Origin of the sequence: Schumannella soli (assembly GCF_006517435.1) — a bacterium.
GTDB classification, from domain to species: Bacteria; Actinomycetota; Actinomycetes; order Actinomycetales; family Microbacteriaceae; genus Schumannella; species Schumannella soli.
Window position 1 is genome coordinate 653,752 of the sequence record NZ_VHQG01000001.1, and the last position, 25,634, is coordinate 679,385.

Below are 25,634 nucleotides of genomic sequence, written 5' to 3' on the forward strand. Positions count from 1 at the left end.
GCTCGGCGCCCCGCTCACCGCGCGTGCTCCCGGATCCAGGAGTGCATCACGATCGCCGCCGCCGCGGCCGCGTTGATCGAGCGGGTCGAGCCGAACTGCGGGATCGCGACCACCGCATCCGCCGCCGCGATCGCCTCCGCGCTCAGACCGGGACCCTCCTGCCCGAACAGCAGCAGGCTCGCCGGCGGGAAGGCGTAGTCGTCGACGCCGACCGAGCCGGGCACGTTGTCGACCGCCACGATCGTCAGACCGCGGGCGCGCGCATCCGCCACCAGCTCGTCGATCGAGGGATGGTGCGCGACGTGCTGGTAGCGGTCGGTCACCATCGCGCCGCGCCGGTTCCAGCGCCGACGGCCGACGATGTGCACCCGGGCCGCGAGGAAGGCGTTCGCGCTGCGCACGATCGAGCCGATGTTGAGGTCGTGCTGCCAGTTCTCGACGGCGACCTCGAAGGGATGCCGGCGCCGGTCGAGCTCGGCCACGATCGCCTCGAGCCGCCAGTAGCGGAACTCGTCGACCACGTTGCGCCGGTCGCCGAGCTCCAGCAGCTCGGGGTCGAGGCGCGCGTCGTCGGGCCACGCGGCGCGGCCGCCGGGCCACGGACCCACGCCGACCTCGAGCTGCGCCTCGGCGGGCTCGGGGGCGTCGGCGAGCTCGGCGCCCTCGACTCCCTCGTTGCGCGCATCCATCCCGTCATTCTCGCTGAGGGGTCGCACAGGCCCCGCCGCACGCCGATTCGGAGTCCGCGACGGGGCCTGTGCGACCCCTCACCCGAGATCAGCGAGATTCCTCGCGCAGGGGAGGGCACTCGGCGGCGGCGGGGCGGGGCGGGCGGGCGCGGCGGCGCTGTTAAGGTCGCGGCATGGCCCGGCGACGCACGACTTCCGCGCCGCTGTGGACCGTCGACTCGCCCGACACGATCATGCACGGCGACAACCTCGCCGCGACGGCTCAGCTGCCCGACGGCGCGTTCCAGCTCATCTACCTCGACCCGCCGTTCAACACCGGACGCGAGCAGCGCTTCCAGAGCATCTCGACCGTGCGGCGCCCGGCGGCTCCGGCCGCCGCCGCGGAGCCGGACGGCGCCGACGGTGCGGCGAGCGCGGAGCCCACCACCGCGATCGAGGAGGCGCCGGCCGACGACGCCTCCACGATCCTGCGCCGCGGCTTCGGCGGACGCGACTACACCGCGGTCAAGCGCACGCTCATCCGCTACGACGACCGCTTCGCCGACTACTGGCAGTTCCTCGAGCCGCGGCTCGCCGAGGCGTGGCGGCTGCTCGCCGACACCGGCACCCTCTACCTGCATCTCGACTACCGCGAGGCGCACTACGCGAAGCTGGCGCTGGATGCGCTGTTCGGCCGCGAGTGCTTCCTCAACGAGCTGATCTGGGCCTACGACTACGGCGCGAAGACCGCGCGCCGCTGGCCGGCGAAGCACGACACGATCCTCGTCTACGTGAAGAACCCGCGCTCCTACTACTTCGACGCGGAGGCGGTCGACCGCGAGCCCTACATGGCTCCGGGCCTCGTCACGCCCGAGCAGGCGGAGCGCGGCAAACGGCCGACGGATGTGTGGTGGCACACGATCGTGCCGACGTCCGGCCGCGAACGCACCGGCTATGCGACGCAGAAGCCGGAGGGCGTGCTGCGCCGCATCGTGCAGGCGAGCTCGGCGCCGGGCGACTGGGTGCTCGACTTCTTCGCGGGGTCGGGCACGACCGGCGCGGTCGCGACGCAGCTCGGCCGCCGCGCCCTGCTGATCGACGAGCACGCGGATGCGGTGCGCATCATGCGCCGGCGCATCCCCTCGGCGCGGGTCGTCGACGCGGACGGCGTCGAGCTGCCCGCGGACCCGCTCGCGGAGTCCCCGGCGGCGGGCTCATCCACCGAGCCGACCGCCCAACGGATCGCGAAGCCGACCGCGACGTCGCCCGAGCCGCAGCTCGCCGCCGAGCGCTCAGCCTGATCGCCCGCGCCGCGCCCGGCGCGGCTCACGGCCAGTCGGCGACGACGCCCTCGTGGTGCTGCGACCGGCCGTATCCGACGATGAACTGCCCGATCGGCGCCAGCAGCCAGAGCAGGAAGACCGAGAAGACGGTGCTGCGCCCGAAGATGCGCCCGAGCCGCAGCGCGACGATGAGGGCGAGGACGATGTTGACGAGCGGGATCAGGTACAGCAGCACCATCGCGCCGTGGAACTTCACGATCTTCAGGAGCAGGTAGATGTTGAGGATCGGCACGAAGGCGGTCCAGCCGGCGTAGCCCGCCTTGGCGTAGATCGGCCAGTTCGCGATGGCCGTCAGCACGTAGAGGATCAGGCTGCCGCCGAGCTGTCCGAGTGGACCGAGGAGCTCTCCGCCCGAGCCACCCGAACCAGTCGAGCCGCCGTCGGCGCCGAGCCCTGTCGCCGGCATCGAGAGGATCGTCATCACCGCATCGTGGAGCATTCCTCGACGCTAACCCGCACGCCCTGCCGCATCCCGACGCGCACACGCGACGCCCAGACGGAACGCATCGCCGCCGACCGCCGAGACATCCCCTGAGGGGGCGCAAAGGCCCCGTCGATGGCCCGATACGGACTCACGACGGGGCCTTTGCGACCCCTCACCGGGATTCGCGACTCGCGAGAGGATGCGGCGCGGCGCGACCGAGGAACCGGACGCGCCGCGCGGTCAGGTCAGGTCAGGTCAGGTCAGGTCAGCGCCGCGCGGCCGTGCCCGCGGCCTCGCGGCGCGCGCGGTCGGCGGCGATGCGCTCCTCGTGCGCGCCGTCGAGCAGGTCGAGCGGCATGGTCGACAGGTCGAGCAGCGGGTTGTCATCCTGCGTGGCGACGAGGTCGCGCGCCTCCTCCTCGCTCTCGACCGAGGGCAGCGAGCCGGGCATCGGGCGCCGCGACGACTCCTTCATGAAGAACACGCCGATCGCACCGAGCACGCTCGTGCCCATGAGGAACCACGCCGGCGCGAGGTTGCTGTGCGTCAGGTAGATCAGCCCCTGGATCATCAGCGGCGTCGTTCCGCCGAAGACGGCGATCGCGATGTTGTAGCCGAGCCCCATGCCGCCGTAGCGCGACGAGGTCGGGAACAGGGCCGGCAGCGATGCCGCCTGGTTCGAGACCCACAGCGCGGTCATGACGGCGACGAGCGCGAGACCGAGCAGGGTCGTCGTGATCGAGTCGGCGCCGATGAGCAGGAACGCGGGGATCGCGAGCACGATCACGCTGCCCGCGCCGATCCACATGACGGGGCGGCGGCCGAAGCGGTCGGAGAGCTTGCCGGTGACCGGCAGCAGGGCGGCCAGCAGGAACAGCACCGGGATCGTCAGCAGGGTGCCGTGGATGGGGTCGTAGCCGAGGGAGTCGGTCAGATACGTCGGCATGTAGCTCGTGAGCGCATAGCCGACCGAGTTGGATGCGGCGACGAGCGCGATGAGGATCAGCAGCGAGCGCCAGTGCAGCGCGATGAGCGCGAAGATGTTGCGCGGGCGGCCCTGGGCCTCGGCGATCTCGGCGCTGGCGTTCTGCTGCGCATCCTGCGTCGCCTGGAAGGCCGGCGACTCCTCGATCTTGAGGCGGAAGTAGATCGCGACGGCGCCGATCGGCCCGGCGACGAGGAACGGCACGCGCCACGCCCAGGCTTCGAGACCCTCCTGCCCGACGGTGAGCTGCAGCGCCGAGACGACGCCGGCGCCGAGTGCGAAGCCGATGTAGCTGCCGGTGTCGAGGAAGCTCGCGAAGAATCCGCGCTTGCGGTCGGGCGAGTACTCGCTGATGAACGTGGTCGCTCCGGCGTACTCGCCGCCAGTGGAGAAGCCCTGCGCGAGCTTCAGCACGACGAGCAGCACGGGCGCGAGAGCTCCGGCGAGCGCGTAGTCGGGCAGCACGCCGATCAGCAGCGTCGACGACGCCATGAGGATGAGCGTGGTCGCGAGCACCTTCTGGCGGCCGATGCGGTCGCCGATGCGGCCGAACACGATGCCGCCGAGGGGACGGGCCACGTAGGTCGCCGCGAAGACGCCGAGGCTGAACATGATCTGCACCGCGGGACTGGCTGTCGGCAGGAAGACCTTTCCCATGGTCACGGCGAGGTAGCCGTAGACGCCGACGTCGTACCACTCCATGGTGTTGCCGACGATGGTGCCGCTGATCGCGCGACGCATCATCGACCGATCGACGACGTTCACGTCGCCGACGCGCAGCTTGCGCTGCCGGCGGGCGGGCTTCACGCGGGATGCCGCGGCGTCGCCGGGCGGGGTGGAGGGGGTGGGCTGTGCAGGACTCACGATGCTTCTCCTTCCGGCGCCCGCTCACCGTCGAGCGAGCGCCGCATCCGTCTCTTCGTCGGGCCGGACGGCCCTGATGCTGTGGGGATGCGCGGGACGGAAGAGACAGAGACCGCCCCGCGCACCCCGGTCTCAGCTCAGCTGACCCCGCTTCCGACAGGCTCGCGCGCGCCCCGCTCGGCGTCGGCCTCGAGCCGAGCCTGGTGCGCGGCGTCGAGCTGCTCGAGCGGCATCGTGCTGAGGTCGAGGTAGGGGTTCTCGTCCTGGTGCTCGACCAGGTCGCGCGCCTCCTCCTCGCTCTCGACCGCGGGCAGCGCGCCGGGCAGCGGGCGCTTCGCGGACTCCTTCATCAGGATCGGCCCGATCGCGCCGACGACGCTCGCGCCCATGAGGAACCAGGCCGGGGCGAGGTCGTTCTTCGTGACCTCGATGAGGAACTGGATGATGAGCGGCGTGGTTCCGCCGAAGACGGCGATGGCGACGTTGAAGGCGATGCCCATCGCGCCGTAGCGCGCCGAGGTCGGGAACATGGCCGGCAGCGCGGAGGCCTGGTTGCAGACCCAGAGAGCGACCATGAGCGCCAGCAGCGACAGACCGGCGAGGGTCGTCGGCACCGTGCCGAGTCCGATGAGCAGGAACGCCGGAACCGAGAACACGATCGTCACGATGGCGCCGGCGAGCAGCACCGGGCGGCGGCCGACGCGGTCGGAGATCCGTCCGGCGATCGGCATGATCACGGCGAGCAGGATCAGCACGGGGATGGTCAGCAGCGTTCCGTGCAGCGGGTCGTAGCCGAGGGTGTCGGTCAGGTAGGTCGGCATGTAGCTGGTGAGCGCGTAACCGACGATGTTCGACGCCGCGACGATCGCCATCGCGAGCAGCAGCGGGCGCCAATGGCGGGCGATGAGCACGAAGACGTTGCGCGGGCGACCCTGCAGGTCGGCGATCTCGCTGCTGGCGGAGGCCTGCGCATCCTGCGTCGCCTGGAACGCGGGCGACTCCTCGATCTTCAGACGGAAGTAGATCGCGATCGCGCCCACCGGTCCGGCGAGCAGGAACGGGATGCGCCAGGCCCACTCGACCATGGCCTCCGAGCCGGCGAGCACCTGCAGCAGCGACACCACGGCGGCGCCGAGCGCGAACCCGGTGTAGCTGCCCGCATCCAGGAAGCTGGCGAAGAAGCCGCGCTTGCGATCGGGCGAGTACTCGCTGATGAATGTCGTCGCGCCGGCGTATTCGCCGCCGGTCGAGAAGCCCTGCACGAGCTTGAGCAGCACGAGCAGCACCGGCCCGAGCACGCCGACGAGGGCGTAGTCGGGCAGCACGCCGATGAGGAAGGTCGACGAGGCCATCATGATGAGGGTCGTCGCGAGGATCTTCTGCCGGCCCAGCTTGTCGCCGAGGCGGCCGAAGACGATGCCGCCGAGCGGGCGGGCGATGTAGGTGGCGGCGAAGACGCCGAGGCTGAAGAGGATCTGCACCGACGGCTCGGCGGTGGGGAGGAAGACCTTTCCCATGGTCACGGCGAGGTAGCCGTAGACGCCGACGTCGTACCACTCCATGGTGTTGCCGACGATGGTGCCGCTGATCGCGCGACGCATCATCGACCGATCGACGACGGTGACGTCGCCGACGCGGAGCCGCCGTCCGCGGCGTTCGCGCGGGGCGCGTGCGGCCGAGGACGGCGGGGTATGGCTGGGGTTGCTAGAGCTCACGTTCTGTCTCTTTCCGGCGATCCCTCGGGCTGTCGGATCGCCTTGGTGGTGCCGGCGTCGGCGGGATGTGCAGCCCGTCGACGCCTCGACAAGCCAAGAACTGTACCCCCGGGGTACACGACGATTCACACGGGCTTGCCAGGGTCCTGACTGCGGATTCCCTCGCTCGACGCGCCGGCGGCCACCGGATCCGGCATTCCTGCACGACCTGCCGTTGCCGCGCATCCCCGTGTTCAGAGGGGCGTTCGGGGGACTCGATACCATCGGGCCATGGCGAACACGCGCGCAGAGGTCGAGGCCTGGCTGACCGACATGGATGGCGTGCTCGTGCACGAGAATCACGCCCTGCCGGGCGCGCCGGAGCTGATCCAGCAGTGGCTCGACGCCGGCACCCCGTTCCTCGTGCTGACGAACAACTCGATCTTCACGCCGCGCGATCTCGCCGCCCGTCTGCGCTCGAGCGGGCTCAACGTGCCCGAGGACCGCATCTGGACCAGCGCCCTCGCCACCGCCGACTTCTGCCGCTCGCAGATGCCCGGCGGCTCGGCCTTCGTGATCGGCGAGGCGGGCATCACCACCGCGCTGCACGAGGCCGGCTTCGTGATGACGGAGACGAACCCCGACTACGTGGTGGTGGGCGAGACCCGCAACTACTCCTTCGAGGCGATCACCAAGGCCATCCGCCTCATCAACAACGGCGCGCGCTTCATCTCGACGAACCCGGATGCGACCGGCCCCAGCCAGGAGGGCGTCCTGCCCGCGACCGGCGCGATCTCGGCACTCATCACGAAGGCGACGGGGCGCGAGCCCTACGTCGTCGGCAAGCCGAACCCGATGATGTTCCGCTCGGCGATGAACAAGATCGGCGCGCACAGCGAGAACACCGGCATGATCGGCGACCGCATGGACACCGACATCGTCGCCGGCATCGAGGCGGGCCTGCACACGGTGCTCGTCATGACCGGCATCAGCGACGAGGCCGAGATCGCGAAGTACCCCTTCCGCCCGGACGAGGTCATCGCGGGCGTGCACGAGCTGCTCGACGGGCCGGCCGAGTCGGAGCTCTGACGTTCGGACGCGACGGCCGTCAGCCGTCGTACCTGCACGTGACGGTTCCCGTGTCAGAGGTCTCGTGCACGACCACCTTCCCGTCCCAGATAATCCGGCAGTCGAGCGTCTCGTCCTGCGTCCCGGGTGTCGTCGTGAGGGTGATCTCGGCGTTCGATTCGGTGATGCTCCACTTCGCCCACCAGTCCCGAGACCATTGCCGTGTGCCGCGGTCGTGGCCGACCTCGTATTCCGCCGAGTAGCTCTCTCCGCCATCGGTGCGGATCTCGACGTGATGGATCCGCCACGACGCCGTCGCCTGCCAGAAGATGATGCCGAAGACCACCGAGTTGACGATCAGAGCGACCGCCGCGATGACGAACGCCCCGACGACCGCCGGTCCACGACGACCGCGACGCACCGCGATGACAGCCAGCACGAGCGCCGCGATCGCAGCGGCGGCGCTGACCGCGAGCAGAGGGAACACCGCGAACAGCAGCGCCGGTGCGATCAACGCGACGAGGGCGAGCACGAGGGCCGCTTCGGTTGGCGGCTTCGCGACGGCTGACGCGACCCGACCCGGTTCGGTCGGCTGGGTCATGTGCACCTCCTGATCATCGCAAATCGCTCGACGGTGGGCAGAGCCGAGCGCGACGTCAGTCGTAGCGGCAGGTCACCGACCCTGAGGTCGAGCTCTCGTTCGCGACCTCTCGGCCCTCGATGAGCACCCGGCACTGGAGCGGTTCGCCCTCATGCCCGGGCTCCGCCGTCAACGTCAGCGAGCCTCCCGGCTGCTTCGTCAGCCAGTGCGCCGCCCAGTCCCGGTGCCAGGTCTCGGTGCCGCCGTGTTCTCCGATCTGATACTCAGCGGTGTAGCTCTCGCCGCCGTCGGTGTAGACCTGCACGCCGTTCACGCGCCACGAGGCGGTCGCCTGCCAGAAGACCACCCCGAAGACCACCGAGTTCACGACCAGGGCCACCGAGGCCAGCACGATCGACCACACGATGATCGGTCCGCGACGGCCGCGCCTCGCCGCGGAGACCGCGAGAAGGATGGCGACGATCGCCGCCGCCGCCGCGACGGCGAGCAGCGGGAAGAAGAGGAAGAGCACCGCGGGCGCGACCAGGGATCCGATCGCGAGGATGAGCGCGGCCACCGCGGCATCCCCGCCCCGACCCCCCTGCGCACCCGGGTGCGCAGGGCCCGGAGACGCCGGACCGGACGGTGCGGGGCCGTTCGGCGGCTGATACGGCTGGGTCATGTTCGCCTCACGATCGCAGCGGCCCGGACATCGAATCGACCCTAGCCGCGCAGACCCGCATCCACTCGCATGTCATGGGTATTTCTCGCGAAACGCCTCCAGCCCGGTTACTGTCGGAAGGACCGCGCTCATCGTGATTCGAACGAGCGCTCCTCCGAGGGGACCCCATGCAGCAGACCTACGACGACCTCCCGACGATCGCCGGCGAACTCAAGCGGTCGGCCATCGACGCGTACATGGCCGAGCAGCATTTCGGAGTCTGGGTCGTCAACGACGGCTGGTACGCCGTCTGGGGGTGGGCGCCGGGGATGATCGTGAAGCGTCCGGATGCCGACGGCTCCGGCGGGGGCGAGTACACCGCACTCACCCCGGACTACAAGGCGATGCTCGCGATCACCGGACCGATCACGATGGCGCCCCGGTACGACGCGCTCCGCGCTCGGGTCGACCGCATCGTCTCGCCGTGGTTCGACCTTCCCGACGGCGCCCAGTGCGCGGATCCGCAGAGCAGGACGCAGACGGTCGCCGGGACCTTCGGCCGCTCGGGCAGCGACCAGTCGGTCTCGAACAGCGGCGAACTGGGCACCGCGAACCAGGACATCGCGACCTCACTGACAGAGATCCGCGGTTCCTTCAAGGCTCCCTTCGCGGACAAGTACAAGTCGCAGCTCGGTGTCGTCATGGCGGGCATCGGAACCTCGAGCGCGATCATCGAGAAGTACTACGAGGAAGAAGCGGCGATCTGGCCCGCGGCGCGCAGCGACGTCACCTCGCTCTGCGTCAAGACCAAGGAAGCACTCGACACCGCCGCCCAGTCGAAGATCGCCGCCGAGCAGAAGTTCGTGCTGACCTGCATCGGGGCTGTCATCGCCATCGGCGCTACCGCCCTCTCCGGCGGCGCGGCCGCGATCCCGCTGGCGGCGATCGCCGGTGGCATCTCCGTCGCGATCGGCGCCCTCGACGCCGACGCCGTCATCAAGGGCGACGGCTACGACGCGATCCTCACCTCGCTCGAGGATGCCCTCGACAACCTCAACGCGGGAATCGCGGCCGGCGAGAACGGGCTGCACATCACCGCCACCGACACCGCTCGGGCGATCATGGACGATCTGAAAGACTTCAACCTCGCCGCGTTCCCGCTCGGCGACTACCCCGACAGCTCCGACGTCATGCAGATGGATCGCGGCACGACGAACACGATCGACAACAACATGCGTCGCATCCTCGAGGGTCTGGAAGGGGCCGTCGCGAAGTTGTCGACTCCGCCGTCGACCAGCCCCGTGCGCCGCCAGTCCGGCATCGGGTTCGACGCCGACGGCGGCCATCGCGCGATCACGGCCCTCTGGGACCTGACGTTCACCTGCCTGCGCCTGACCGCGGCCGAATACGAGCACGGTCGGGCGCTGTTCAACGCCTCCGTCGAGGATTACTTCCACACGGACGGCTCGGCCCGCGACGCCCTGCGTGCGCTCGTCGGCGAGCTCGTATGAGCGCGACCGAGCTGACGAGCACCATCCTCGGTCCGATCCGGCTCGACGGCGGCTCCGGCGGAGGGTGGATGGAGACCCGCGTCGATCTGGATGGCGCCTCCGTCCCCCTGCGTCTCGAGGTCGATCATCCCGATCGCTTCGGCGAGCAGCTGGTGTTCATCATCGACATCGCGCTGACCGGACTCGCCGAGATCGAGAAGATGGCTCGCGGCGCGATCGAGTCGGAGCTCGGGCAGAGCGGCACAGCCGCCGACAAGCTCTTCACGGCGTGGAGACAGAGCGGGTTCCGGCGGCGAGAGGATCCGAACGAGTTCCTCGCGGACCTGTCGGTGACGCAGATCATCCTCCTGCCCGACGGCGGTGCCGACCAGCTCGACCGTATGGTCTTCACCTACCGTCTGCCGGACACGCCCGCGCCGTGGAAGGTCGTCGTGCGGATGAAGGACCGCGTCGGCCCGGTGATCGACCCGGCACCGCGCGGCGGGTTCGTCTGAGCCGAGGTGACCCTGAGTGTCCCGCCCTGAGAGCGGACGGCGGCGTCAGCCGTCGCTCTTCGGCGGGGCCGAGCTGACGGCGGCGCGCTCCGACGCCCACACTCCCGCCTGCGCGGTGCCCTGGATGCTCTCGCCGATCGCCTTGCCGCTCGAGCGGCTGACGAAGCAGAAGTAGTCGCGGGGACCGCTGGTCCACTGGGCGGATGAGGCGGGGAACGCCGCCGAGATCTGCAGGTCGGCGTACTGGCCGGCGGTCGACAGGTCGACGACGCCCGAGGCCGCGCAGAGCTCGCTCAGCCGGGCCTGCAGCGCGTCCACGCCGGGGTAGCGCTTCGCCTGGTCGGGGATCGGCGCGCGCAGCACGAGCTGGGCGTCGTGGTCGCGCACGCAGCTGACGACCGTGAAGCGCTCCGCCCACGGGTCGCTGAAATCGCTGAGGCACTCGCCGCCGACGAGCGCCGACCAGGGATGCTGGCCCGGCTTCACCGGAGCGGACGGCACGGCGCTCGGCGCCGGCTTCGATCCGCCGTCGCCCGCCTGCGCGGAGCCGCCCCCGCCCGGGCCCGCTTCGGCGACCGGGAGCCGGCTGCCGAGCAGGAACAGCGACAGGAGCGCGAGCACGCTCACGACAGCCACGGCGACCGCGAGCAGCGCGCGCTGGGTGCGGGTCATCGGCGCATGAGCGTCGGCGTCGGCCACCTCGACGACGCTCTCGGGGACGCCGGCCCAGCCGACCCGGGCGCCCTTCGCGAGCGCACGCTCGTCGGCCTCCTGCGCGGCGGCGAGCGCCGCCTTCGTGCGCGCCCACGGGTCGTGCGCGGGCTGAGGCCCGGTCAGGCCCGAGGGGATGTGCCCCTGCGTCGGCGGGCCGGCGCGGTCGGGTGCGCGGTCGCTCGAGACGGCGCCGTCCTGCCACTCGACGAAGCGGTCGGGCGCGAAGAGCTCATCGAGCAGAGCCGAGCCCTCGACGGCCGGCGGCGCGCCCGGCGCGCCGTCGATCGCGAGCGCGGACTGCAGATGCAGCTCGGGCGGCAGCGTCGTCGGGTCGGTGTGCGCGAGGTCGGCGGCCGCGATCGGAGCGGTGCCGGGCAGCGCGCCGGTGTCGATCGCCGGCTCGGACGACGGCGGCGTCGGAGCCGGAGCCGGAGCCGCCGGGGGAGCCGCGATCGGCTCGGTGCCCGGGAGGGCGCCCGTGTCGACCGGGGGCTCGTCGGGAGGGGCAGGTCGCGCGCGCCGGACGGCCCCGCCGTCGGCGGCGGGGCGGGCACGCCGAGCATCCCCCTCGCCCGGCTCGACGAACTGCGGCGCCGCCCGCAGCGGCGGGGCCGGCGGCTCGACGAGGGGCGGCGGGGACGGCGGCGGCACCGGGCGTTCGACGCCGTCGGGAGCGGCCGAGCCGGGCGACGGCGGCGGCGCGGCGCTGAGGCGCCTGCGCTGCTCGTCGCTCAGCCCGCCGGAGGTCACGGAGCCAGGCCCAGGTCTTCCAGGCCGATGGCCGCGTAGTAGGGGTACCCAGCCGACTCGATGCGCGACTTCGCCTCGGTGGCCCGGTCGACGACGACGGCGACGGCGGCGATCTCGGCGCCGACCTTCTCGAGCGCCTCGATGGCCTTGAGCGGCGAACCGCCCGTGGTGGAGGTGTCTTCGAGCACGATCACGCGCTTGCCGGCGAGGTCGGGGCCCTCGACCTGGCGCCCGCGGCCGTGGTCCTTCGGCTCCTTGCGCACGACGAAGGCGTCGTAGCTGAGGCCGCGCGCGGCGCCCTGGTGCAGCACGGCCGCGGCGATCGGGTCGGCGCCCATCGTGAGGCCGCCCACGGCATCCACCTCGGGGATGTCGGCGATCAGGTCGACCATGACCTGGCCGATGAGCGGCGCGACACGGTGGTCGAGGCTGACGCGACGCAGGTCGACGTAGTAGCTGGCCTTCTTGCCGCTGGTGAGCGTGAAGTCGCCGTGGAACACGGCGTCAGAGCGGATGTACTCGATGAGCTGCTGTCGGGCGTCGGTCACGGCCGTCACTCTACTTCCCCGCGCTCGCGCATCCACTCGACTCCGGGCGTCGACGCCGGTCGCTGTCGCCCGCCGCCGCTAGCGTTGGGGCATGCGCATCGCCACCTGGAACGTCAACTCGGTCCGCGCGCGGGTCGGCCGCATCGTCGACTGGCTCGGCCGTGAAGAGGTCGACGTGCTGGCGATGCAGGAGATCAAGTGCAAAGACGCGCAGTTCCCGCACGCCGAGTTCGAGGCGGCGGGCTACGAGGTCGTGACGCACGGGCTCAACCAGTGGAACGGCGTCGCGATCGCGAGCCGTCGGGGGCTCGAGGATGTGGCGAACACCTTCGAGGGCATGCCCGGCTTCCTCAAGGGCCACGAGGGCCCCGATCTGCCGCTCGAGCCGCGCGCGATCGGCGCGACCGTCGACGGCGTGCGCGTGTGGAGCCTCTACGTTCCCAACGGCCGCGGCCTGACCGACCCGCACTACGCCTACAAGCTCGAGTGGCTCGAGGCGCTGCGCAGCTCGACCGCCGACTGGATGCGCGCCAACCCCGACGGTCCCATCGCCCTCACGGGCGACTTCAACATCGCCCCAACCGACGCCGATAACGGCGACCCGACGATCATCGAGGGCGTCTCGACGCACGTCTCGCCGCCGGAGCGCGCCGCGTTCCAGGCGCTGCTCGACAGCGGGCTGACCGACGTCGTGCGTCCGCTCGTACCCGAGGGCTACACCTACTGGGACTACAAGCAGCTGCGCTTCCCGCGCAACGAGGGACTGCGCATCGACTTCATCCTCGGCTCGAAGCCCTTCGCCGACCTGGTCGCCGGGGCGGGCATCCACCGGAACGAGCGCAAGGGCGACGCCCCGAGCGACCACGTGCCGGTGGTCGTCGATCTCGACCTCGGCGCCGGCGACGAGGATGACGACGACCGCCCGATGATCTTCTGACGCGAGTCGTGATGCGAGCCGAGCCGCGCTCGGCCACGCCTGTAGCCCAGCGGCTCGAGCTGACCTAGGCTCACTTCGGTGATCCTCTCGCTGCTCTACCCCTACGAGCGACACCTGCTGGCGCAGGGCGGCTACCGTCAGGTGCGCGACCCCCGCCAGACCCTGATCTACCTGCTGATGGTCGTCGCCATGACCGTGCCGCTGATCGGCCTCTTCGTGATCCTGCCCGCGGCCGGCGCCGACCCGCCCAGCACGTCGAGCACGATCTACGTCTGGCTCATCGCGATCCTCTGCCCGATCTGGATGGTGCTCTGGCTGCTCGCCGCGATCTTCCGCAGCAATCGGCTGGCCCGCGCATCGACGGGGACCCCGCTGCGTCGGCGCCACTCGGTCGCCTACGCGACCGGCGGCGACGACGTGGTCGCCGACATCCTCGGCCGCTTCCGCACCGGCGACCCGGCGCGGTACGCGCCCCTGCCGACCGGGGTGAAGAACGGCGCGCTGCGGGTGCAGATCTGGACGGCCGACGCCGATCGCCTCGGCTTCGTCGCGATCACGCAGGGCATCCGGCACTCCGAGCTCGTCACCCTCGACGGCCCCGCCTACGATCGCCTCGCCGCCGCACTCGACGCGGGGATCGGCAAGACCGGCACGAGCGCGTTCGCGGGCGACCCGACGATCGGCTGAGGGCCGCGGGCGGAGCAGCCGTCGCGCGCCGAGGCCCGCTCAGCCCGCGGGATGCAGCAGCAGCGCGACCACGAGGATGACCGGCAGCGACGCCAGCGTCGAGAACAGCACCGCGTCGCGAGCGAGCAGCACGCCCTGGTTGTAGCGCACCGCGTAGGTGTTGATGTTCTGCGCGGCCGGCAGCGCGGCCACCACGGTCGCCGCCGCGACCTCGGTCGCGGGCAGGTGCAGCACGAGCGCGGCGACGACCCAGGTGACCGCCGGCATCGCGATCGTCTTGATGGCCGTGGCGACGATTACGGCGCGTCGCGGCGAGCCGGGCGCGAAGGGCCGCTGGCCGCGCAGCGACATGCCGAAGGCGAGCAGCATCGCCGGGATCGCGAGTCCGCCGACGAGGTCGAACGGCGCCATGACCGCATCCGGCAGCTCGACCCCTGTCGCCGCGACGATCACGCCGAGCAGCGAGGCGATGAGGATGGGGTTGCGGATCGGGCCGAGCAGCACGCTCTTCAGCGAGGCCGATCCCCGCGCGGTCACGTCGAGCAGCGTCAGCACGACGGGCGCGAAGATCAGCAGCTGGAACAGCAGCACCGGGGCGACGTACTGCGTGCTGCCGATCACGTAGGTCGCGACCGGCAGGCCGATGTTGTTGGCGTTGACGTAGCCGGATGCCGCGGCGCCGACGACCGTGTCGCCGAAGCGCATGCGGAACAGCAGCCGCGAGGCGAGCACGAACAGCAGCGCGGCGACCACGGCGCCGACGAACGCGGCGACGAGGAACGGCGAGAAGACCGTCGACAGGTCGGCGCGGGCCAGCACCCCGAACAGCAGCGCCGGGCTGCCGACGAAGAAGGCGGTGCGGTTGAGCACCAGGCCGGCGCCGTCGGGCAGCACCTCCAGCCGGGCGATGAGGTATCCCACGGCGATGATGACCGCGATGATCGCGAACCCCGTCAGCGCTCCCAGCACGGCATCCAGTCTTCCAGCACCGCGAGCGCCGGTCGCTCCATCGGTCCGCCGGGCCCTCGCGCCATCGCCTCCGCCGGGCACGGCCCCGTCGCGCGGCCCGCACATGACGGAGCCCCGGTGGGCGCATCCACCGGGGCTCCGTGCCTGTTCGACCCGTCGATCAGCTGGCCGGCACGGCCTTCTCGATCAGCGGGACGAAGTTCTTCAGCAGGTAGTCCTGCGCGAGCGGGGTGCCGCTCGAGAACGCCGACTGGATGCTCTGGTCGGTGATCACGATGCTGTGTCCGGCCTCGACGGCGGGCACCTTGCTCCAGAGAGGCTGCTCGGTGATCTTCGACGCCTCGATGAAGATCGGGAAGGCGACGACGAGGTCGGCGTTCAGCAGGTCGAGCTGCTCCGACGAGATCGACACCGAGAAGCTGTCGGCCTTCATGGCGGCGATGGTCGGGTTCTGCACGAATCCGAGGCGCTGCAGGAAGGCGAGGCGGGCGTCGCCGTCGACGTAGGCGCCCCATCCTTCGCTCGTGTAGGCGGCGACGGTCGCGCTCTTGCCCGCCCACTCGGGGTGGGCGTCGGCGGCGGCCTTGGCGTTCTTCTCGACGGTGTCGAGCAGCTGCTTCGCCTTGTCGGGCTGACCGAGCGCCTCGCCGATCATGGTGGTCTGCTGCTCGAGCGTCGTGAGGTAGTTCTCGCCGCCCTTCGGCACGCTGATCGTGGTCGCGATCGACTTCAGCTTCGTGTAGCGCTTCTCGTCGCCGAGCCCGTGGGTGTCGAGGATGAGGTCGGGCTTGAGGTTCGCGATCTGCTCGTAGTCGGGCTCGAGCGTCTTGATGATCTCGGGCTTCGCCGAGCCGTAGAGCTTCTCGGCCCACGGGCCGACGCCCTTGCCGCCGAAGCCGAGCCAGTCGCTCGCGCCGACCGGCGTGACGCCGAAGCTCAGCGCGGTCTCGGCGTCGCCCCAGCCGAGGGCGACGACGCGCTTCGGCGCCTCCTTCACCTCGATGGTGCCGAACTTGGTGGCGACCTTCGCCGGGAACGAGCCGGCGGCGTCGGAGCCGGAGTCGGATCCGCCGGCCGAGCCGGACCCGGTCGAGCAGGCGCTGAGCGCGACCGCGATGATCGCGGCGGCGGCGAGGAGCAGGGGGGTTCTCTTCATGAGCGTGTGGTGTCTTCCGGGTATGACGAAGCGGCGTGAGCCGAGTGCAGGGACGCGCGGCGGATGCTGTCGCGGCGCGGTGCGGCGCCCTCAGCGGGCGGGGTGCGGACTTAGGTTAGCCTAAGCTCTCGTGACGTCAACCCGGGCCGTCGAGGAGACCGCCGAGCAGCGCCTCGCGGCTCGGCGCGCCCGCATGCGGCCCGCGACCGTGCGCCTGCTCGGCCTGCTCGTCGCGATCGTCGCGCTGGCCGTCGCGATCGCGCTCAGTCTCGCCGTCGGCTCGCGCGGCATCCCTCTCGACCACGTCATCCAGGCCCTGCAGGATCTGTTCGCGGGCAAGGCGCCCGCCGGCACCGAGGCGAGCGTCGTCGTCGAGTCGCGCCTGCCGCGCACCGCGATCGGCATCGCCGCCGGCATCGCGCTCGGCCTCGCCGGCGCCCTCGTGCAGGCGGTGACGCGCAACCCGCTCGCCGACCCCGGCATCCTCGGCGTCACCTACGGCTCGGGCTTCGCGATCGCGCTCGGCATCGCGGTGCTCGGCATCCAGGGCTCGGGCTCGTACGTCTGGTTCGCGCTCGGCGGCGCACTGCTCACGACGGTCGCGGTGTACCTGATCGGCGCGGGCGGACCCGGGGCGATCGACCCGGCCCGGCTGACGCTCGCCGGCGCCGCGCTCAGCGCGATCCTCATCGGCGTCATCACGGCGCTCTCACTGCTCGACCCGAAGACCTTCGACGTGCTGCGCGCCTGGAACGCCGGCTCGCTGCAGGACCGCGGCTGGCCCGACCTGCTGCCCGTGCTGCCGTTCCTCGCGGTCGGCGCGATCCTCGCCCTCGCCCTCGGCGGCCCGCTCAACGCCGTCGCGCTCGGCGACGACCTCGCCCGCTCGCTCGGCGCCAACGTCGCGCTCGTGCGCGGTCTGTCGATCGCCGCCGTCACGCTGCTCGCCGGCGGCGCGACCGCGATCGCCGGGCCGATCGCGTTCGTCGGGCTCATGGTTCCGCACGCGGCGCGCTTCGTGACCGGCCCCGACCAGCGCTGGATCCTCGCCTACACGCTCGTGCTCGCGCCCGTGCTGCTGCTGGCGGCGGATGTGCTCGGCCGCGTCGCGCTCTACCCGGGCGAGCTGCCGGTCGGCATCGTGACCGCCGTGCTCGGCGCGCCCGTGCTCATCGGCATCGCCCGCTCGCGTCGGATGAGCAGCCTATGAGCGCGGCGACGGCATCCTCGCGCCGCGACGCCGACGCCCGACCCGCGCGCCGCACCGGAGCCCGCCTGCGCACGCGGCGCCGCGCCATCATCCTCGCGCTCGCCGCCGTCGTGGTCGTCGGCTTCGTGCTCGCGATCTGCCTCGGCCGCTTCCAGCTGACGCCGCTCGAGGTCATCCAGGCGATCAGCGACCGCGAGAGCTTCGCCCACCAGGTCGTCGTCGAATGGCGGATGCCGCGCACGATCGCCGCGCTCGCCTTCGGCGCCGCGCTCGCGGTGTCGGGCGCGATCTTCCAGACCCTCAGTCGCAACCCGCTCGGCTCGCCCGACATCATCGGCTTCTCGACCGGCTCCTACACGGGCGCGCTGATCGTGACGATCGTGCTCGGCGGCCTCGTGCCGGTGGAGTTCGGCGCCCTCGCCGGCGGGCTCGCCACCGCCCTCGTCGTCTACGCGCTCGCGTTCCGGCGCGGCATCGACGGCTTCCGCCTCATCATCGTCGGCATCGGCGTCACCGGCGTGCTCGCGGCGATCAACGTGTGGATCCGGCTGCGCGCCAAGGCCGAGGTCGCGATGGCCGCCTCGGTGTGGGGCGCCGGCTCGCTCTCGACGGTCGACTGGGCGCACCTCGTGCCGGCCGTCGTGATCCTCGCCCTGCTCGGCGTCGCCGTCGTCATGCTCGCCCCACGGCTGCGCCAGCTCGAGCTCGGCGACGATTCCGCCCGCGCGCACGGACTGCGCGTCGAGCCCTCGCGGCTCGCGCTCGTCGCGGTCGGCGTCGCGCTCACCGCCGTCGCGACCGCCGTCACGGGCCCCATCGCCTTCATCTCGCTCGCCGCGCCGCAGATCGCCGCGCGCCTCACCCGCGGTCCGGGCATCCCGCTCGCCGCGAGCGCCCTGCTCGGTGCCGCGCTGCTGCTCGGCGCCGACCAGCTGGCGCAGAACGCGCTGCCCGGGGTGCCGGTCGGCGTGGTCACGGTGTGCGTCGGCGGCGGGTACCTTATCTGGCTGCTCATCCGGGAGGCGCGACGCCGATGACCGAGATCACCGCATCCGCCACCGCGACCGGCGACACCGCCGGTCCGGGAGGCGCGACGACCGGCTCCGGCGCCGCGCGGCTGCAGGCGCGCGACGTGACCCTCGCGTACGACCGCCGCGTGATCGCCGAGAACCTGGCCGTCGACATCCCCGACCGCTCGTTCACCGTGATCGTCGGCCCGAACGCCTGCGGCAAGTCGACGCTGCTGCGCGCGCTGTCGCGCCTGCTGACGCCGACCTCGGGTCAGGTCGTGCTCGACGGCAAGGCGATCGCCGGGTACGCGCCGAAGGAGGCCGCGCGCATCGTCGGGCTGCTGCCGCAGAGCTCGACGGCGCCCGACGGCATCACGGTCAGCGACCTCGTGTCGCGCGGGCGCTACCCGCACCAGGGCCTGTTCCGGCAGTGGACGAGCGCCGACGAGCAGGCCGTCGAGCAGGCGATGGCCGCGACCGAGGTGGATGCGCTCGCCGACCGGCAGGTCAGCGAGCTCTCCGGCGGTCAGCGGCAGCGGGTGTGGGCCGCGATGGCGCTCGCGCAGCAGACGCCGATCCTGCTGCTCGACGAGCCGACGACCTTCCTCGACATCGCGCACCAGATCGAGCTGCTCGACCTCTTCGCGCGACTGCACCACGACGGCACGACGGTGGTCGCCGTGCTGCACGAGCTCAACCAGGCGGCGCGCTACGCGACGCACCTCATCGCCATGAAGGACGGCCGGGTCGTCGCCGAGGGGGCGCCCCGCGAGATCGTCACCGCCGAACTCGTCGAGGAGGTGTTCGGGCTGGCGTGCGTCGTCATCCCCGACCCCGAGACGGGCACGCCGCTCGTGATCCCGCGGGCGTCGCGCGACTGATCGCGCGCGGCCTCGCGTGAGCTCACGCGGCTGACATCGCGCGCACGGGCCTGCTGCGCGCGTGTTTGATGCGCCGTCCGCGCACCAGACGCAGGTTTCGAGCGCTCGACGCCCGACGCGGCGGCGGCCTCTCTTCCTAGCCTGGAAGGGAGAGGAGGCGTCATCATGTCGATCGCCCACGCATCCGCCCACAGCACCACTCCTGTCATCGGAGAGCCCGAGGTCGTCGAAGACGCCTCCCGCGCCGAGAACTCCGCCGCCTGGCTGCAGCTGAAGGCCGCCGCCACCGAACTGCAGCAGTGGCAGGTCAAGGACGGCTCGATCCCCGAGCCCGCCGACCACCCGGCCGCGCGGGACGCCGTCGCGCGACTGACGGCCGGCATCCGCGCCCTCGCCCCCGCCTTCCCGCACGACGCCGCCTACCTCGACGCCCTCGTCGTCGACTTCGACCGCTGGGTCGACGGCGGCTTCGGCGTGCCGGACTTCCTGGATGCGCTCGTCGCCTTCCAGCCGGCAGAGCACCGCGTCGACGGCCTGCGCCACCTCGTCGTGTTCCCGATGTACACGCAGAACGGCTCGAGCGAGCGCCACGTCGAGGCGCTCATCGTCGAGGTCATCTGGCCCGAGTTCATCGCGCGGCTCGAGCAGACGTACACGAACAAGCTGTTCCTGTCGCTGCGCCTGATCGACTTCACCGCCGGCTACGACACCAACTCGGCCGTGCTGTTCCCTGAGACCGTCGCGATGCGCGAGATCCCGCAGTTCACCTGGGGCGCGATCTTCCAAGACCGCGAGGCCGCCCGCTACCGCCGCGTCACCCGCGCCGCCGCCGACATCACGAAGCTCGAGCTCACCCCGCTCGACGCCGCCATGCTCGACGATCAGGCCGCGACGGAGAAGACCTTCGTCATGTGGGACCTCATCCACGACCGCTCGCACATGCGCGGCGACCTGCCGTTCGATCCGTTCATGATCAAGCAGCGCATGCCGTTCTTCCTCTACTCGCTCGAAGAGCTGCGCTGCGACCTGACCGCGTTCCGCGAAAGCGTGCGCCTCGGCGACGCCGACGACGCCGAGCTCGGCGACGACGCGGCCGAGATCCGCGACCAGGCCGTGCGCGTGCAGCACGCCATCCTGTTCGACCGCATCTTCCGCTTCCCGCTCACCGGATCGCGCGTGCGCAACTACGACGGACTCGGCGGGCAGCTGCTGTTCGCCTGGCTGCACCAGCGCGGCGTGCTGCACTGGACCGACACCCAGCTCGCGATCGACTGGGTCGCCCTGCCGACCGCGGTCATCGCCCTGTCGGATGCGATCAACGAGCTCTACTGGCGCAGCATCGACCGCCCGAAGACGGTGCACTGGCTCGCCGCCTACGAGCTCGTGCGCGGCACGCTCACGCCGAACCCGGCATCCGCCTGGGCTCGCGGCCTGTCGGACGAGATCCTCGCCGGCGCGCCGAAGGGCTACACGGATGCCGTGCTCGACGACGAGTTCCCGCTCTCGATGTTCTACGAGGCGCTGAACAAGAAGATGACCGACGTGATCGAGTCGACCCGCGGAATCACGGCGGCCACCGCCTGACGCGTTTTCCGCAGGATCGCGTGGCGATCCCGGCCTCGCCGCGCGATATTCCGCGGCGGGGCCGAGATCGTGCGGCGCTCGGCGCGGTCAGTGCTCGGCGCCGCCCGTGCGACCGGCGGCGTAGCGGTCGCGCGCCCGGTTCCCGCGCGGCGTGACCGGCACGTGCTCGGTCGCGGTGGGGAGGCCGGCCTTCGGCATGCCGACGTACATCGTCTCGGCGCGTTCCACGTGGAACGTCTCGTGCCAGATGCCGACCGCGCCGGGGGCCTTGCGCGCCCTCGTAGTGAAGGCCGTCCAGGCGGGCCGGTGCGCCGCATCCCGGTTCGAGGCGTAGGCGTAGAGCTTCTCGATGCTGCTCCAGTACTGCACGATGTACGGCCCGTTGCGGCCGAACAGCGGGGTGAAGCCGAGCAGCCCTGAGTCGGGATCCTTCGACAGCTCGATCAGCATCGGCCCCATCGCACGCAGCACCGGAAGCCAGAGATCGGGCCGCCAGAGCTTGTTGATGCGCATCCCGATGTGGAAGACGATGAGCTCACCCTCGTGGTGGTGGGTCATGCGACCCGGGAAGATCTTCGGCATCTCGCGCCTCCTGGTCGAGCGATGACGGGTGGATGCGAACCGCCGCATCCCATTGGATAGTTGAACTCGCCAATAATGGATAGTGCTACTCTCCAATGTCAAGAGCCCGACACCGTTCCGACCCCGGGAGCCTGGATGCGCATCTCGCAGCTCGCCGCCGCAACCGGCGTGCCCGTCGCGACCGTGAAGTACTACCTGCGCGAAGGGCTGCTGCACGAGGGCGAGCGCACGGCCCCGACCCAGGCGCTCTACGACGACAGCCACGTCGCCCGGCTGCGGCTGGTGCGGGCGCTGCTGGGCGCCGGCGGCGTCAGCATCGCGCAGGCGCGGGCGATCCTCGCGGCGATCGACGAGCCGCCGGCCGCGATCCATCTGCTCGCCACCGCGCACAACGCGATCACGGCCCCGCTCGACGCGGCCGCCGACGTCGACGAGGTGCGCGCGATCACGAGCGGATGGGGCTGGCGCACCGAGAGCTGCGACCCGGCCGTGCTCGGCGCCGTCGCCGCGGGGCTGCAGGGGCTGCGCGACGGCGGCTTCGACCTCGCGCCCGGCGTTCTCGACGCCTACGGGCGCGCTGCGCGCGACATCGCGCAGGCCGAGATCGACGGCATCCCGACCGAGTCGGCGGAGGCCGCCGTGCGGTACGTCGTGCTCGGCACGGTGCTGGTCGAGCCGCTGCTGCTCGCGCTGCGCCGCCTGGCCGAGCAGGTCGTCTCGGGCGAGCGCTTCGGCGAGACGGGTCCGCTGGGCGATTGAGCGGCGCTGGGAGCCGTCGGGAGCGCGTCCTTTTCGGCGGTGCCGCGGTTGCCCGGCGCCAGCCGTTTCGGATGACCGGGCTGCCCGAGCTCGACGTCGGCTCGGGTGCGCCGCCCATCCGGAACCGCGTGCACGGAAGCCGGCGGGAGAGCCCCTCGAGCCGCAATGCGGCTCGGTTGCGCCGCTGAGCGGCTTCCGTGCGCGAGGCCGGGGCCGGATTCGAGAACGAGAGGCTCGACTCCGGACTCTGGGGCCGCGATGTGCCGACGATGCCGCCCCGTGCTCAGGCCCGCGCCGGCTCCGGGCGCTGCTGTCGGGTGGCGCGGAGGTGGGCATGCTGAGGATGGGGGATGCGCCACCACCGCACCGTCGACCGCTCCGCATCCCGCACCGCTCTGCTCGCCGTCCCCGTCGTCGCCGCACTGCTGACCGGATGCGCGGCCGCCGCCCCGGCGGACGCCTCGCCGACGGCGGGCGCGAGCCGAGCATCCACCGCCGGCACTGCGTCGAGCACCGCGTCGGGTGCCGCCGCCCAGCACGGCCGCGAGACCGCACTCGACCTCGCCGCGCTCGAGCAGCGCTACGACGCCCGGCTCGGCGTGATCGCGACCGACACCGCCACCGGACGCACCGTCACCTGGAACGCCGACGCCCGTTTCGCCCACGCCTCGACGCTGAAGGCCCTCGCCGCCGGACTCGTGCTGAAGCGCGAGGGCGTCGCCGCGCTCGACGACCCGGTGGCGATCCCGGCGGCTCCGCTCATCGACTACTCCCCCGTGACCGAGCAGCACGCCGGCGGCACCATGACCCTCGGCGATGTCGCCGCCGCGGCCGTCGAGCTCAGCGACAACACGGCCGGCAACCTGCTGTTCGAACGCCTCGGCGGGGTGGATGCGCTGCAGCGCGAGCTGCGGAAGCTCGGCGATCGCACGACGCGCGTCGACCGCCCCGAGCCCGAGTTGAACACGGCGACGCCAGGTGATTCGCGCGACACGAGCACGCCACGCGCGCTCGTGAGCGACCTGCGGTCGCTCGCGGTCGGCGGACGCGGCGCGGCGCTGGCGAAGCCCGAGCGCACGGCGCTGCTCGGCTGGCTCGACGGCTCGCAGACCGGGTCGACGCTGATCCGCGCCGGACTGCCGACGGGATGGACGGCCGGCGACAAGTCGGGCGCCGCCGGCTACGGAACGCGCAACGACCTCGCCGTCGTGCATCCGCCGAACGGCGCCGCGCCGATCGTGATCGCAGTGCTCAGCTCGCGGGATGCGACGGGCGACGCCGATGCCGACTACGACGACGCGCTGATCGCCGCCGCGGCGAGCGCCGCCCTGGCCGCGCTGCGCGGCTGACCGCGCGCAACCGGCGCCGGCGCCGGCACCGGCGACCACGACCCCGCCCCGGCGAGCGCGTCGAGCGCAGCCTCCGCCGCCAGAGGGAGGCGCCGCGCATCCGCCCTCCCTACCCTGGTGAGGTGAGCGCCACTCCCGACCCGCACGGCTGGCATCGCCCCGCCCCGACCCGCGCCGACATCCGCATCGACGCGGCGGTCGCGCTCGGCATGCTCGTCGCCTGCGCGCTCAGCGTCGGGCTCTACGCGGTCGCGGGCATGTACCCGAAGCCGGCGCCCGGCTGGCTGTCGACGATCTGGATGGTCGTGATCACGGTGCCGCTCACGGCGCGCCGCCGGTGGCCCATCCCGGTCGCCCTCGTGATCGCGGTCGCGTTCATGGGCGGCCAGCTGCTGCACGTTCCCGAGGCGCTGATCGGCAACATCGCCCTGTTCCTGGCGATCTACTCGGTCGGCGCATGGTCGGCGAACCGGCGCGCGGCGATGGTGTCGCGGCTGCTCATCACGGCCGGGATGCTGATCTGGCTGGTCGTCTCGCTGTTCATCACGGCGACCGATCCGACCGCCCTCCCCGGCTTCTCGCGGGTCGGCGCGCTGTCGCCGCTCGTGGCGTTCTCGCTGCTGCAGATCATCACGAACATCCTCTATTTCGGCGGCGCGTACCTCTTCGGCGAGCGCGCCTGGATCTCGGCGCGCGAGCGATCCGACCTCGAGCAGCGCACGGCCGAGCTGGAGCGCGAACGCGAGCGCACGGCCGCGCAGGCGGTCGCGCTCGACCGGGTTCGCATCGCCCGCGAGCTGCACGACGTGGTGGCGCACCACGTGTCGGTCATGGGCATCCAGGCAGGGGCGGCGCGCGTGACGCTCGACGCCGATCCGGCCGCGGCCCGGGCGGCACTCGGCGTGGTCGAAGACACCTCGCGCACGGCGATCGACGAGCTGCGCAAGATGCTCACGACCCTGCGCGACAGCGACAGCGACACCGGTTCGGTGGATGCGGTGGGCGCGGCCGGTGGCGGCGCCGGCGGCCCGGCCGGCACGGCGCCCTCGACGCTCGGCGTCGGCGGCATCCCCGCTCTCGTCGAGGAGTCGACGACCACCGGACTGCCGACCTCGTTCGAGATCGTCGGCGCACCGCGGACGCTGCCGGCGGTCGTGAGCCTGAACCTGTTCCGCATCGCGCAGGAGTCGCTGACGAACGTGCGCAAGCACGCCGGGCCCGAGGCGTCCGCCGACGTGCGGCTGCGCTACCTGCCCGAGAGCGTCGAGCTCGAGATCGGCAACACGGGCTCGGTCGCCGCGCGGCGGTCGACGGGCGGACTCGGGCAGATCGGCATGCGCGAGCGCGTCGCCGCGAGCGGCGGCTTCCTCGAAGCGGGTCCGCGCTCGCGCGGCGGGTACCTCGTGCGCGCGGTCGTGCCGGTCGCGGGCGGAGCATCGGGCGCGGGCGGGACGGGTGCGGGCGGTGCATCGCCCGAAGCCGGCGCCCAGACCGCGGTAACCATCACGCCCGCCGAGTCCGTCGCAGCCGCCGCGCCCACCGAGTCCATTACATCCGCACCCGAGCCGACGGAGAGCCGACCGTGAGCGACCCCGCGACCGCGCGCGCCGCATCCGGCTCGGCCGCATCGGACGGACCCGCGCCGGGCGGCGTGCGCGTGCTGCTCGTCGACGATCAGGAGCTCGTGCGCACGGGGTTCCGCGCGATCCTCTCGGCGCAGCCCGGAATCGAGGTCGTCGGCGAGGCCGGCGACGGGATCGCCGCGGTCGGCGCGGCCGCCGAACTCGAGCCCGACGTGATCTGCATGGACGTGCAGATGCCCGGAATCGACGGACTCGAGGCGACGCGCCGCATCGTCGACGCCGGGTCGCGCGCCGCGATCCTCGTGCTGACGACCTTCGACAGCGACGACTACCTGTTCCGGGCGCTCGCCGCGGGTGCGAGTGGATTCCTGCTCAAGACGGCTCGTCCGGAGCACCTGGTCGAGGCGGTCCGGGTGCTCGCGGCGGGGGATGCGCTGCTCTCGCCGGAGGTGACCCGCCGGGTGATCGAGCGCTTCGGCGCGAGGGCGGGCGCGCACGCCGGCGGGGCGGATGCGGCGGGCTCGACCACGGCGAGCGCCGACGGCGGGCCGGCTTCCAGGTCCGCGGCGGCGGGATCCGGTGCTGCAGGAGTGGGTCCTGCAGGAGTGGGTCCTGCAGGAGTG

25 protein-coding genes are annotated in these 25,634 nt (G+C 71.9%); 14 read left to right on the forward strand and 11 right to left on the reverse strand.

Annotated features, from left to right (window positions below; all coding sequences use genetic code 11):
• Positions 1-14: 14 nt before the first annotated feature.
• Positions 15-689 carry a TrmH family RNA methyltransferase gene (locus tag FJ657_RS02955; RefSeq protein ID WP_141162166.1) on the reverse strand — a complete coding sequence of 225 codons (675 nt, stop codon included), beginning with the start codon at positions 687-689 and terminating at the stop codon, positions 15-17.
• A gap of 173 nt (positions 690-862) precedes the next feature.
• Between FJ657_RS02955 and FJ657_RS02960 the strand changes: the two genes are divergently transcribed.
• Positions 863-1,969 (forward strand): DNA-methyltransferase, encoded by a 1,107-nt coding sequence (locus tag FJ657_RS02960; protein WP_181408846.1) that lies wholly within the window; start codon positions 863-865, stop codon positions 1,967-1,969.
• 25 nt (positions 1,970-1,994) lie between these two features.
• On the opposite strand, the gene FJ657_RS02965 is transcribed toward FJ657_RS02960, so the two are convergent.
• From FJ657_RS02965 to FJ657_RS02975, 3 genes are all read right to left on the reverse strand, one after another.
• Positions 1,995-2,450 (reverse strand): DUF5684 domain-containing protein, encoded by a 456-nt coding sequence (locus FJ657_RS02965; RefSeq protein WP_141162167.1) that lies wholly within the window; start codon positions 2,448-2,450, stop codon positions 1,995-1,997.
• A gap of 250 nt (positions 2,451-2,700) precedes the next feature.
• On the reverse strand, positions 2,701-4,284 hold the full coding sequence (locus FJ657_RS02970) for an MFS transporter (protein WP_439653926.1): 1,584 nt from the start codon (positions 4,282-4,284) through the stop codon (positions 2,701-2,703).
• Between the two features lie 137 nt (positions 4,285-4,421).
• On the reverse strand, positions 4,422-5,999 hold the full coding sequence (locus FJ657_RS02975; RefSeq protein WP_255447100.1) for an MFS transporter: 1,578 nt from the start codon (positions 5,997-5,999) through the stop codon (positions 4,422-4,424).
• 270 nt (positions 6,000-6,269) lie between these two features.
• Between FJ657_RS02975 and FJ657_RS02980 the strand changes: the two genes are divergently transcribed.
• On the forward strand, positions 6,270-7,067 hold the full coding sequence (locus tag FJ657_RS02980; RefSeq protein WP_141162168.1) for an HAD-IIA family hydrolase: 798 nt from the start codon (positions 6,270-6,272) through the stop codon (positions 7,065-7,067).
• Positions 7,068-7,086: 19 nt separating this feature from the next.
• On the opposite strand, the gene FJ657_RS02985 is transcribed toward FJ657_RS02980, so the two are convergent.
• Both FJ657_RS02985 and FJ657_RS02990 read right to left on the reverse strand, forming a co-directional pair.
• Positions 7,087-7,647 carry a hypothetical protein gene (locus tag FJ657_RS02985; RefSeq protein WP_141162169.1) on the reverse strand — a complete coding sequence of 187 codons (561 nt, stop codon included), beginning with the start codon at positions 7,645-7,647 and terminating at the stop codon, positions 7,087-7,089.
• Between the two features lie 55 nt (positions 7,648-7,702).
• Positions 7,703-8,203, reverse strand: a complete 501-nt coding sequence (locus FJ657_RS02990; RefSeq protein WP_141162170.1) for a hypothetical protein — start codon at positions 8,201-8,203, stop codon at positions 7,703-7,705.
• A gap of 272 nt (positions 8,204-8,475) precedes the next feature.
• On the opposite strand from FJ657_RS02990, the gene FJ657_RS02995 reads away from it, so the two are divergent.
• Positions 8,476-9,798, forward strand: a complete 1,323-nt coding sequence (locus FJ657_RS02995; RefSeq protein ID WP_141162171.1) for a hypothetical protein — start codon at positions 8,476-8,478, stop codon at positions 9,796-9,798.
• The gene (locus FJ657_RS03000) at positions 9,795-10,292 is read left to right on the forward strand and encodes a hypothetical protein (RefSeq protein WP_141162172.1); all 498 of its coding nucleotides are present in this window, start codon (positions 9,795-9,797) and stop codon (positions 10,290-10,292) included. The genes FJ657_RS02995 and FJ657_RS03000 overlap by 4 nt, the downstream gene beginning before the upstream one ends.
• A gap of 45 nt (positions 10,293-10,337) precedes the next feature.
• Here FJ657_RS03000 and FJ657_RS03005 read toward each other — a convergent pair whose 3' ends face one another.
• Positions 10,338-11,756 (reverse strand): hypothetical protein, encoded by a 1,419-nt coding sequence (locus FJ657_RS03005; protein ID WP_141162173.1) that lies wholly within the window; start codon positions 11,754-11,756, stop codon positions 10,338-10,340.
• Entirely contained in the window at positions 11,753-12,304 is a 552-nt protein-coding gene (pyrE, locus tag FJ657_RS03010) for an orotate phosphoribosyltransferase (protein WP_141162174.1), read from the reverse strand. Before pyrE ends, FJ657_RS03005 begins: the two co-directional genes overlap by 4 nt.
• Positions 12,305-12,395: 91 nt before the next feature.
• Between pyrE and FJ657_RS03015 the strand changes: the two genes are divergently transcribed.
• Complete coding sequence (locus FJ657_RS03015; protein WP_141162175.1) at positions 12,396-13,241, forward strand: exodeoxyribonuclease III; 846 nt, start codon at positions 12,396-12,398, stop codon at positions 13,239-13,241.
• A gap of 78 nt (positions 13,242-13,319) precedes the next feature.
• Positions 13,320-13,928 carry a hypothetical protein gene (locus FJ657_RS03020; RefSeq protein ID WP_141162176.1) on the forward strand — a complete coding sequence of 203 codons (609 nt, stop codon included), beginning with the start codon at positions 13,320-13,322 and terminating at the stop codon, positions 13,926-13,928.
• Between the two features lie 39 nt (positions 13,929-13,967).
• Here the strand turns inward: FJ657_RS03020 and FJ657_RS03025 are convergent, their stop codons facing one another.
• Complete coding sequence (locus FJ657_RS03025) at positions 13,968-14,897, reverse strand: AEC family transporter (RefSeq protein WP_141162177.1); 930 nt, start codon at positions 14,895-14,897, stop codon at positions 13,968-13,970.
• Between the two features lie 160 nt (positions 14,898-15,057).
• Entirely contained in the window at positions 15,058-16,053 is a 996-nt protein-coding gene (locus FJ657_RS03030; protein ID WP_141162178.1) for an iron-siderophore ABC transporter substrate-binding protein, read from the reverse strand.
• Between the two features lie 130 nt (positions 16,054-16,183).
• On the opposite strand from FJ657_RS03030, the gene FJ657_RS03035 reads away from it, so the two are divergent.
• From FJ657_RS03035 to FJ657_RS03050, 4 genes are all read left to right on the forward strand, one after another.
• Positions 16,184-17,263 carry a FecCD family ABC transporter permease gene (locus FJ657_RS03035; protein WP_255447101.1) on the forward strand — a complete coding sequence of 360 codons (1,080 nt, stop codon included), beginning with the start codon at positions 16,184-16,186 and terminating at the stop codon, positions 17,261-17,263.
• The gene (locus tag FJ657_RS03040; protein WP_141162179.1) at positions 17,260-18,300 is read left to right on the forward strand and encodes a FecCD family ABC transporter permease; all 1,041 of its coding nucleotides are present in this window, start codon (positions 17,260-17,262) and stop codon (positions 18,298-18,300) included. The genes FJ657_RS03035 and FJ657_RS03040 overlap by 4 nt, the downstream gene beginning before the upstream one ends.
• Positions 18,297-19,154, forward strand: coding sequence for an ABC transporter ATP-binding protein (locus FJ657_RS03045; protein WP_141162180.1), 858 nt, complete (start codon positions 18,297-18,299; stop codon positions 19,152-19,154). The genes FJ657_RS03040 and FJ657_RS03045 overlap by 4 nt, the downstream gene beginning before the upstream one ends.
• 165 nt (positions 19,155-19,319) lie before the next feature.
• Positions 19,320-20,738, forward strand: a complete 1,419-nt coding sequence (locus FJ657_RS03050) for a DUF6421 family protein (protein WP_141162181.1) — start codon at positions 19,320-19,322, stop codon at positions 20,736-20,738.
• Positions 20,739-20,825: 87 nt separating this feature from the next.
• On the opposite strand, the gene FJ657_RS03055 is transcribed toward FJ657_RS03050, so the two are convergent.
• Positions 20,826-21,320 carry a DUF4188 domain-containing protein gene (locus FJ657_RS03055; protein ID WP_141162182.1) on the reverse strand — a complete coding sequence of 165 codons (495 nt, stop codon included), beginning with the start codon at positions 21,318-21,320 and terminating at the stop codon, positions 20,826-20,828.
• A gap of 135 nt (positions 21,321-21,455) precedes the next feature.
• On the opposite strand from FJ657_RS03055, the gene FJ657_RS03060 reads away from it, so the two are divergent.
• The 4 genes from FJ657_RS03060 to FJ657_RS03075 form a co-directional block, all read left to right on the forward strand.
• On the forward strand, positions 21,456-22,079 hold the full coding sequence (locus FJ657_RS03060) for a MerR family transcriptional regulator (RefSeq protein WP_141162183.1): 624 nt from the start codon (positions 21,456-21,458) through the stop codon (positions 22,077-22,079).
• 350 nt (positions 22,080-22,429) lie between these two features.
• Complete coding sequence (bla, locus tag FJ657_RS03065) at positions 22,430-23,428, forward strand: class A beta-lactamase (RefSeq protein ID WP_141162184.1); 999 nt, start codon at positions 22,430-22,432, stop codon at positions 23,426-23,428.
• Positions 23,429-23,550: 122 nt separating this feature from the next.
• Complete coding sequence (locus FJ657_RS03070) at positions 23,551-25,014, forward strand: sensor histidine kinase (RefSeq protein ID WP_255447102.1); 1,464 nt, start codon at positions 23,551-23,553, stop codon at positions 25,012-25,014.
• 65 nt (positions 25,015-25,079) lie between these two features.
• Positions 25,080-25,634: response regulator (locus FJ657_RS03075; RefSeq protein ID WP_141162704.1), on the forward strand; the 555-nt coding region annotated here is incomplete at its 3' end.

Coding starts and splice junctions, on each gene's coding strand:
- FJ657_RS03055 (WP_141162182.1), bottom strand. CDS start 21,320: ATGCCGAAGATCTTCCCGGGTCGCATGACCCACCACCACGAGGGTGAG.
- FJ657_RS03015 (WP_141162175.1), top strand. CDS start 12,396: ATGCGCATCGCCACCTGGAACGTCAACTCGGTCCGCGCGCGGGTCGGC.
- FJ657_RS02980 (WP_141162168.1), top strand. CDS start 6,270: ATGGCGAACACGCGCGCAGAGGTCGAGGCCTGGCTGACCGACATGGAT.
- FJ657_RS03045 (WP_141162180.1), top strand. CDS start 18,297: ATGACCGAGATCACCGCATCCGCCACCGCGACCGGCGACACCGCCGGT.
- FJ657_RS02985 (WP_141162169.1), bottom strand. CDS start 7,647: ATGACCCAGCCGACCGAACCGGGTCGGGTCGCGTCAGCCGTCGCGAAG.
- FJ657_RS02995 (WP_141162171.1), top strand. CDS start 8,476: ATGCAGCAGACCTACGACGACCTCCCGACGATCGCCGGCGAACTCAAG.
- FJ657_RS03040 (WP_141162179.1), top strand. CDS start 17,260: ATGAGCGCGGCGACGGCATCCTCGCGCCGCGACGCCGACGCCCGACCC.
- FJ657_RS03000 (WP_141162172.1), top strand. CDS start 9,795: ATGAGCGCGACCGAGCTGACGAGCACCATCCTCGGTCCGATCCGGCTC.
- bla (WP_141162184.1), top strand. CDS start 22,430: ATGCGCCACCACCGCACCGTCGACCGCTCCGCATCCCGCACCGCTCTG.
- FJ657_RS02965 (WP_141162167.1), bottom strand. CDS start 2,450: ATGCTCCACGATGCGGTGATGACGATCCTCTCGATGCCGGCGACAGGG.
- FJ657_RS02955 (WP_141162166.1), bottom strand. CDS start 689: ATGGATGCGCGCAACGAGGGAGTCGAGGGCGCCGAGCTCGCCGACGCC.
- FJ657_RS03060 (WP_141162183.1), top strand. CDS start 21,456: ATGCGCATCTCGCAGCTCGCCGCCGCAACCGGCGTGCCCGTCGCGACC.
- FJ657_RS03050 (WP_141162181.1), top strand. CDS start 19,320: ATGTCGATCGCCCACGCATCCGCCCACAGCACCACTCCTGTCATCGGA.
- FJ657_RS03030 (WP_141162178.1), bottom strand. CDS start 16,053: ATGAAGAGAACCCCCCTGCTCCTCGCCGCCGCCGCGATCATCGCGGTC.
- FJ657_RS02960 (WP_181408846.1), top strand. CDS start 863: ATGGCCCGGCGACGCACGACTTCCGCGCCGCTGTGGACCGTCGACTCG.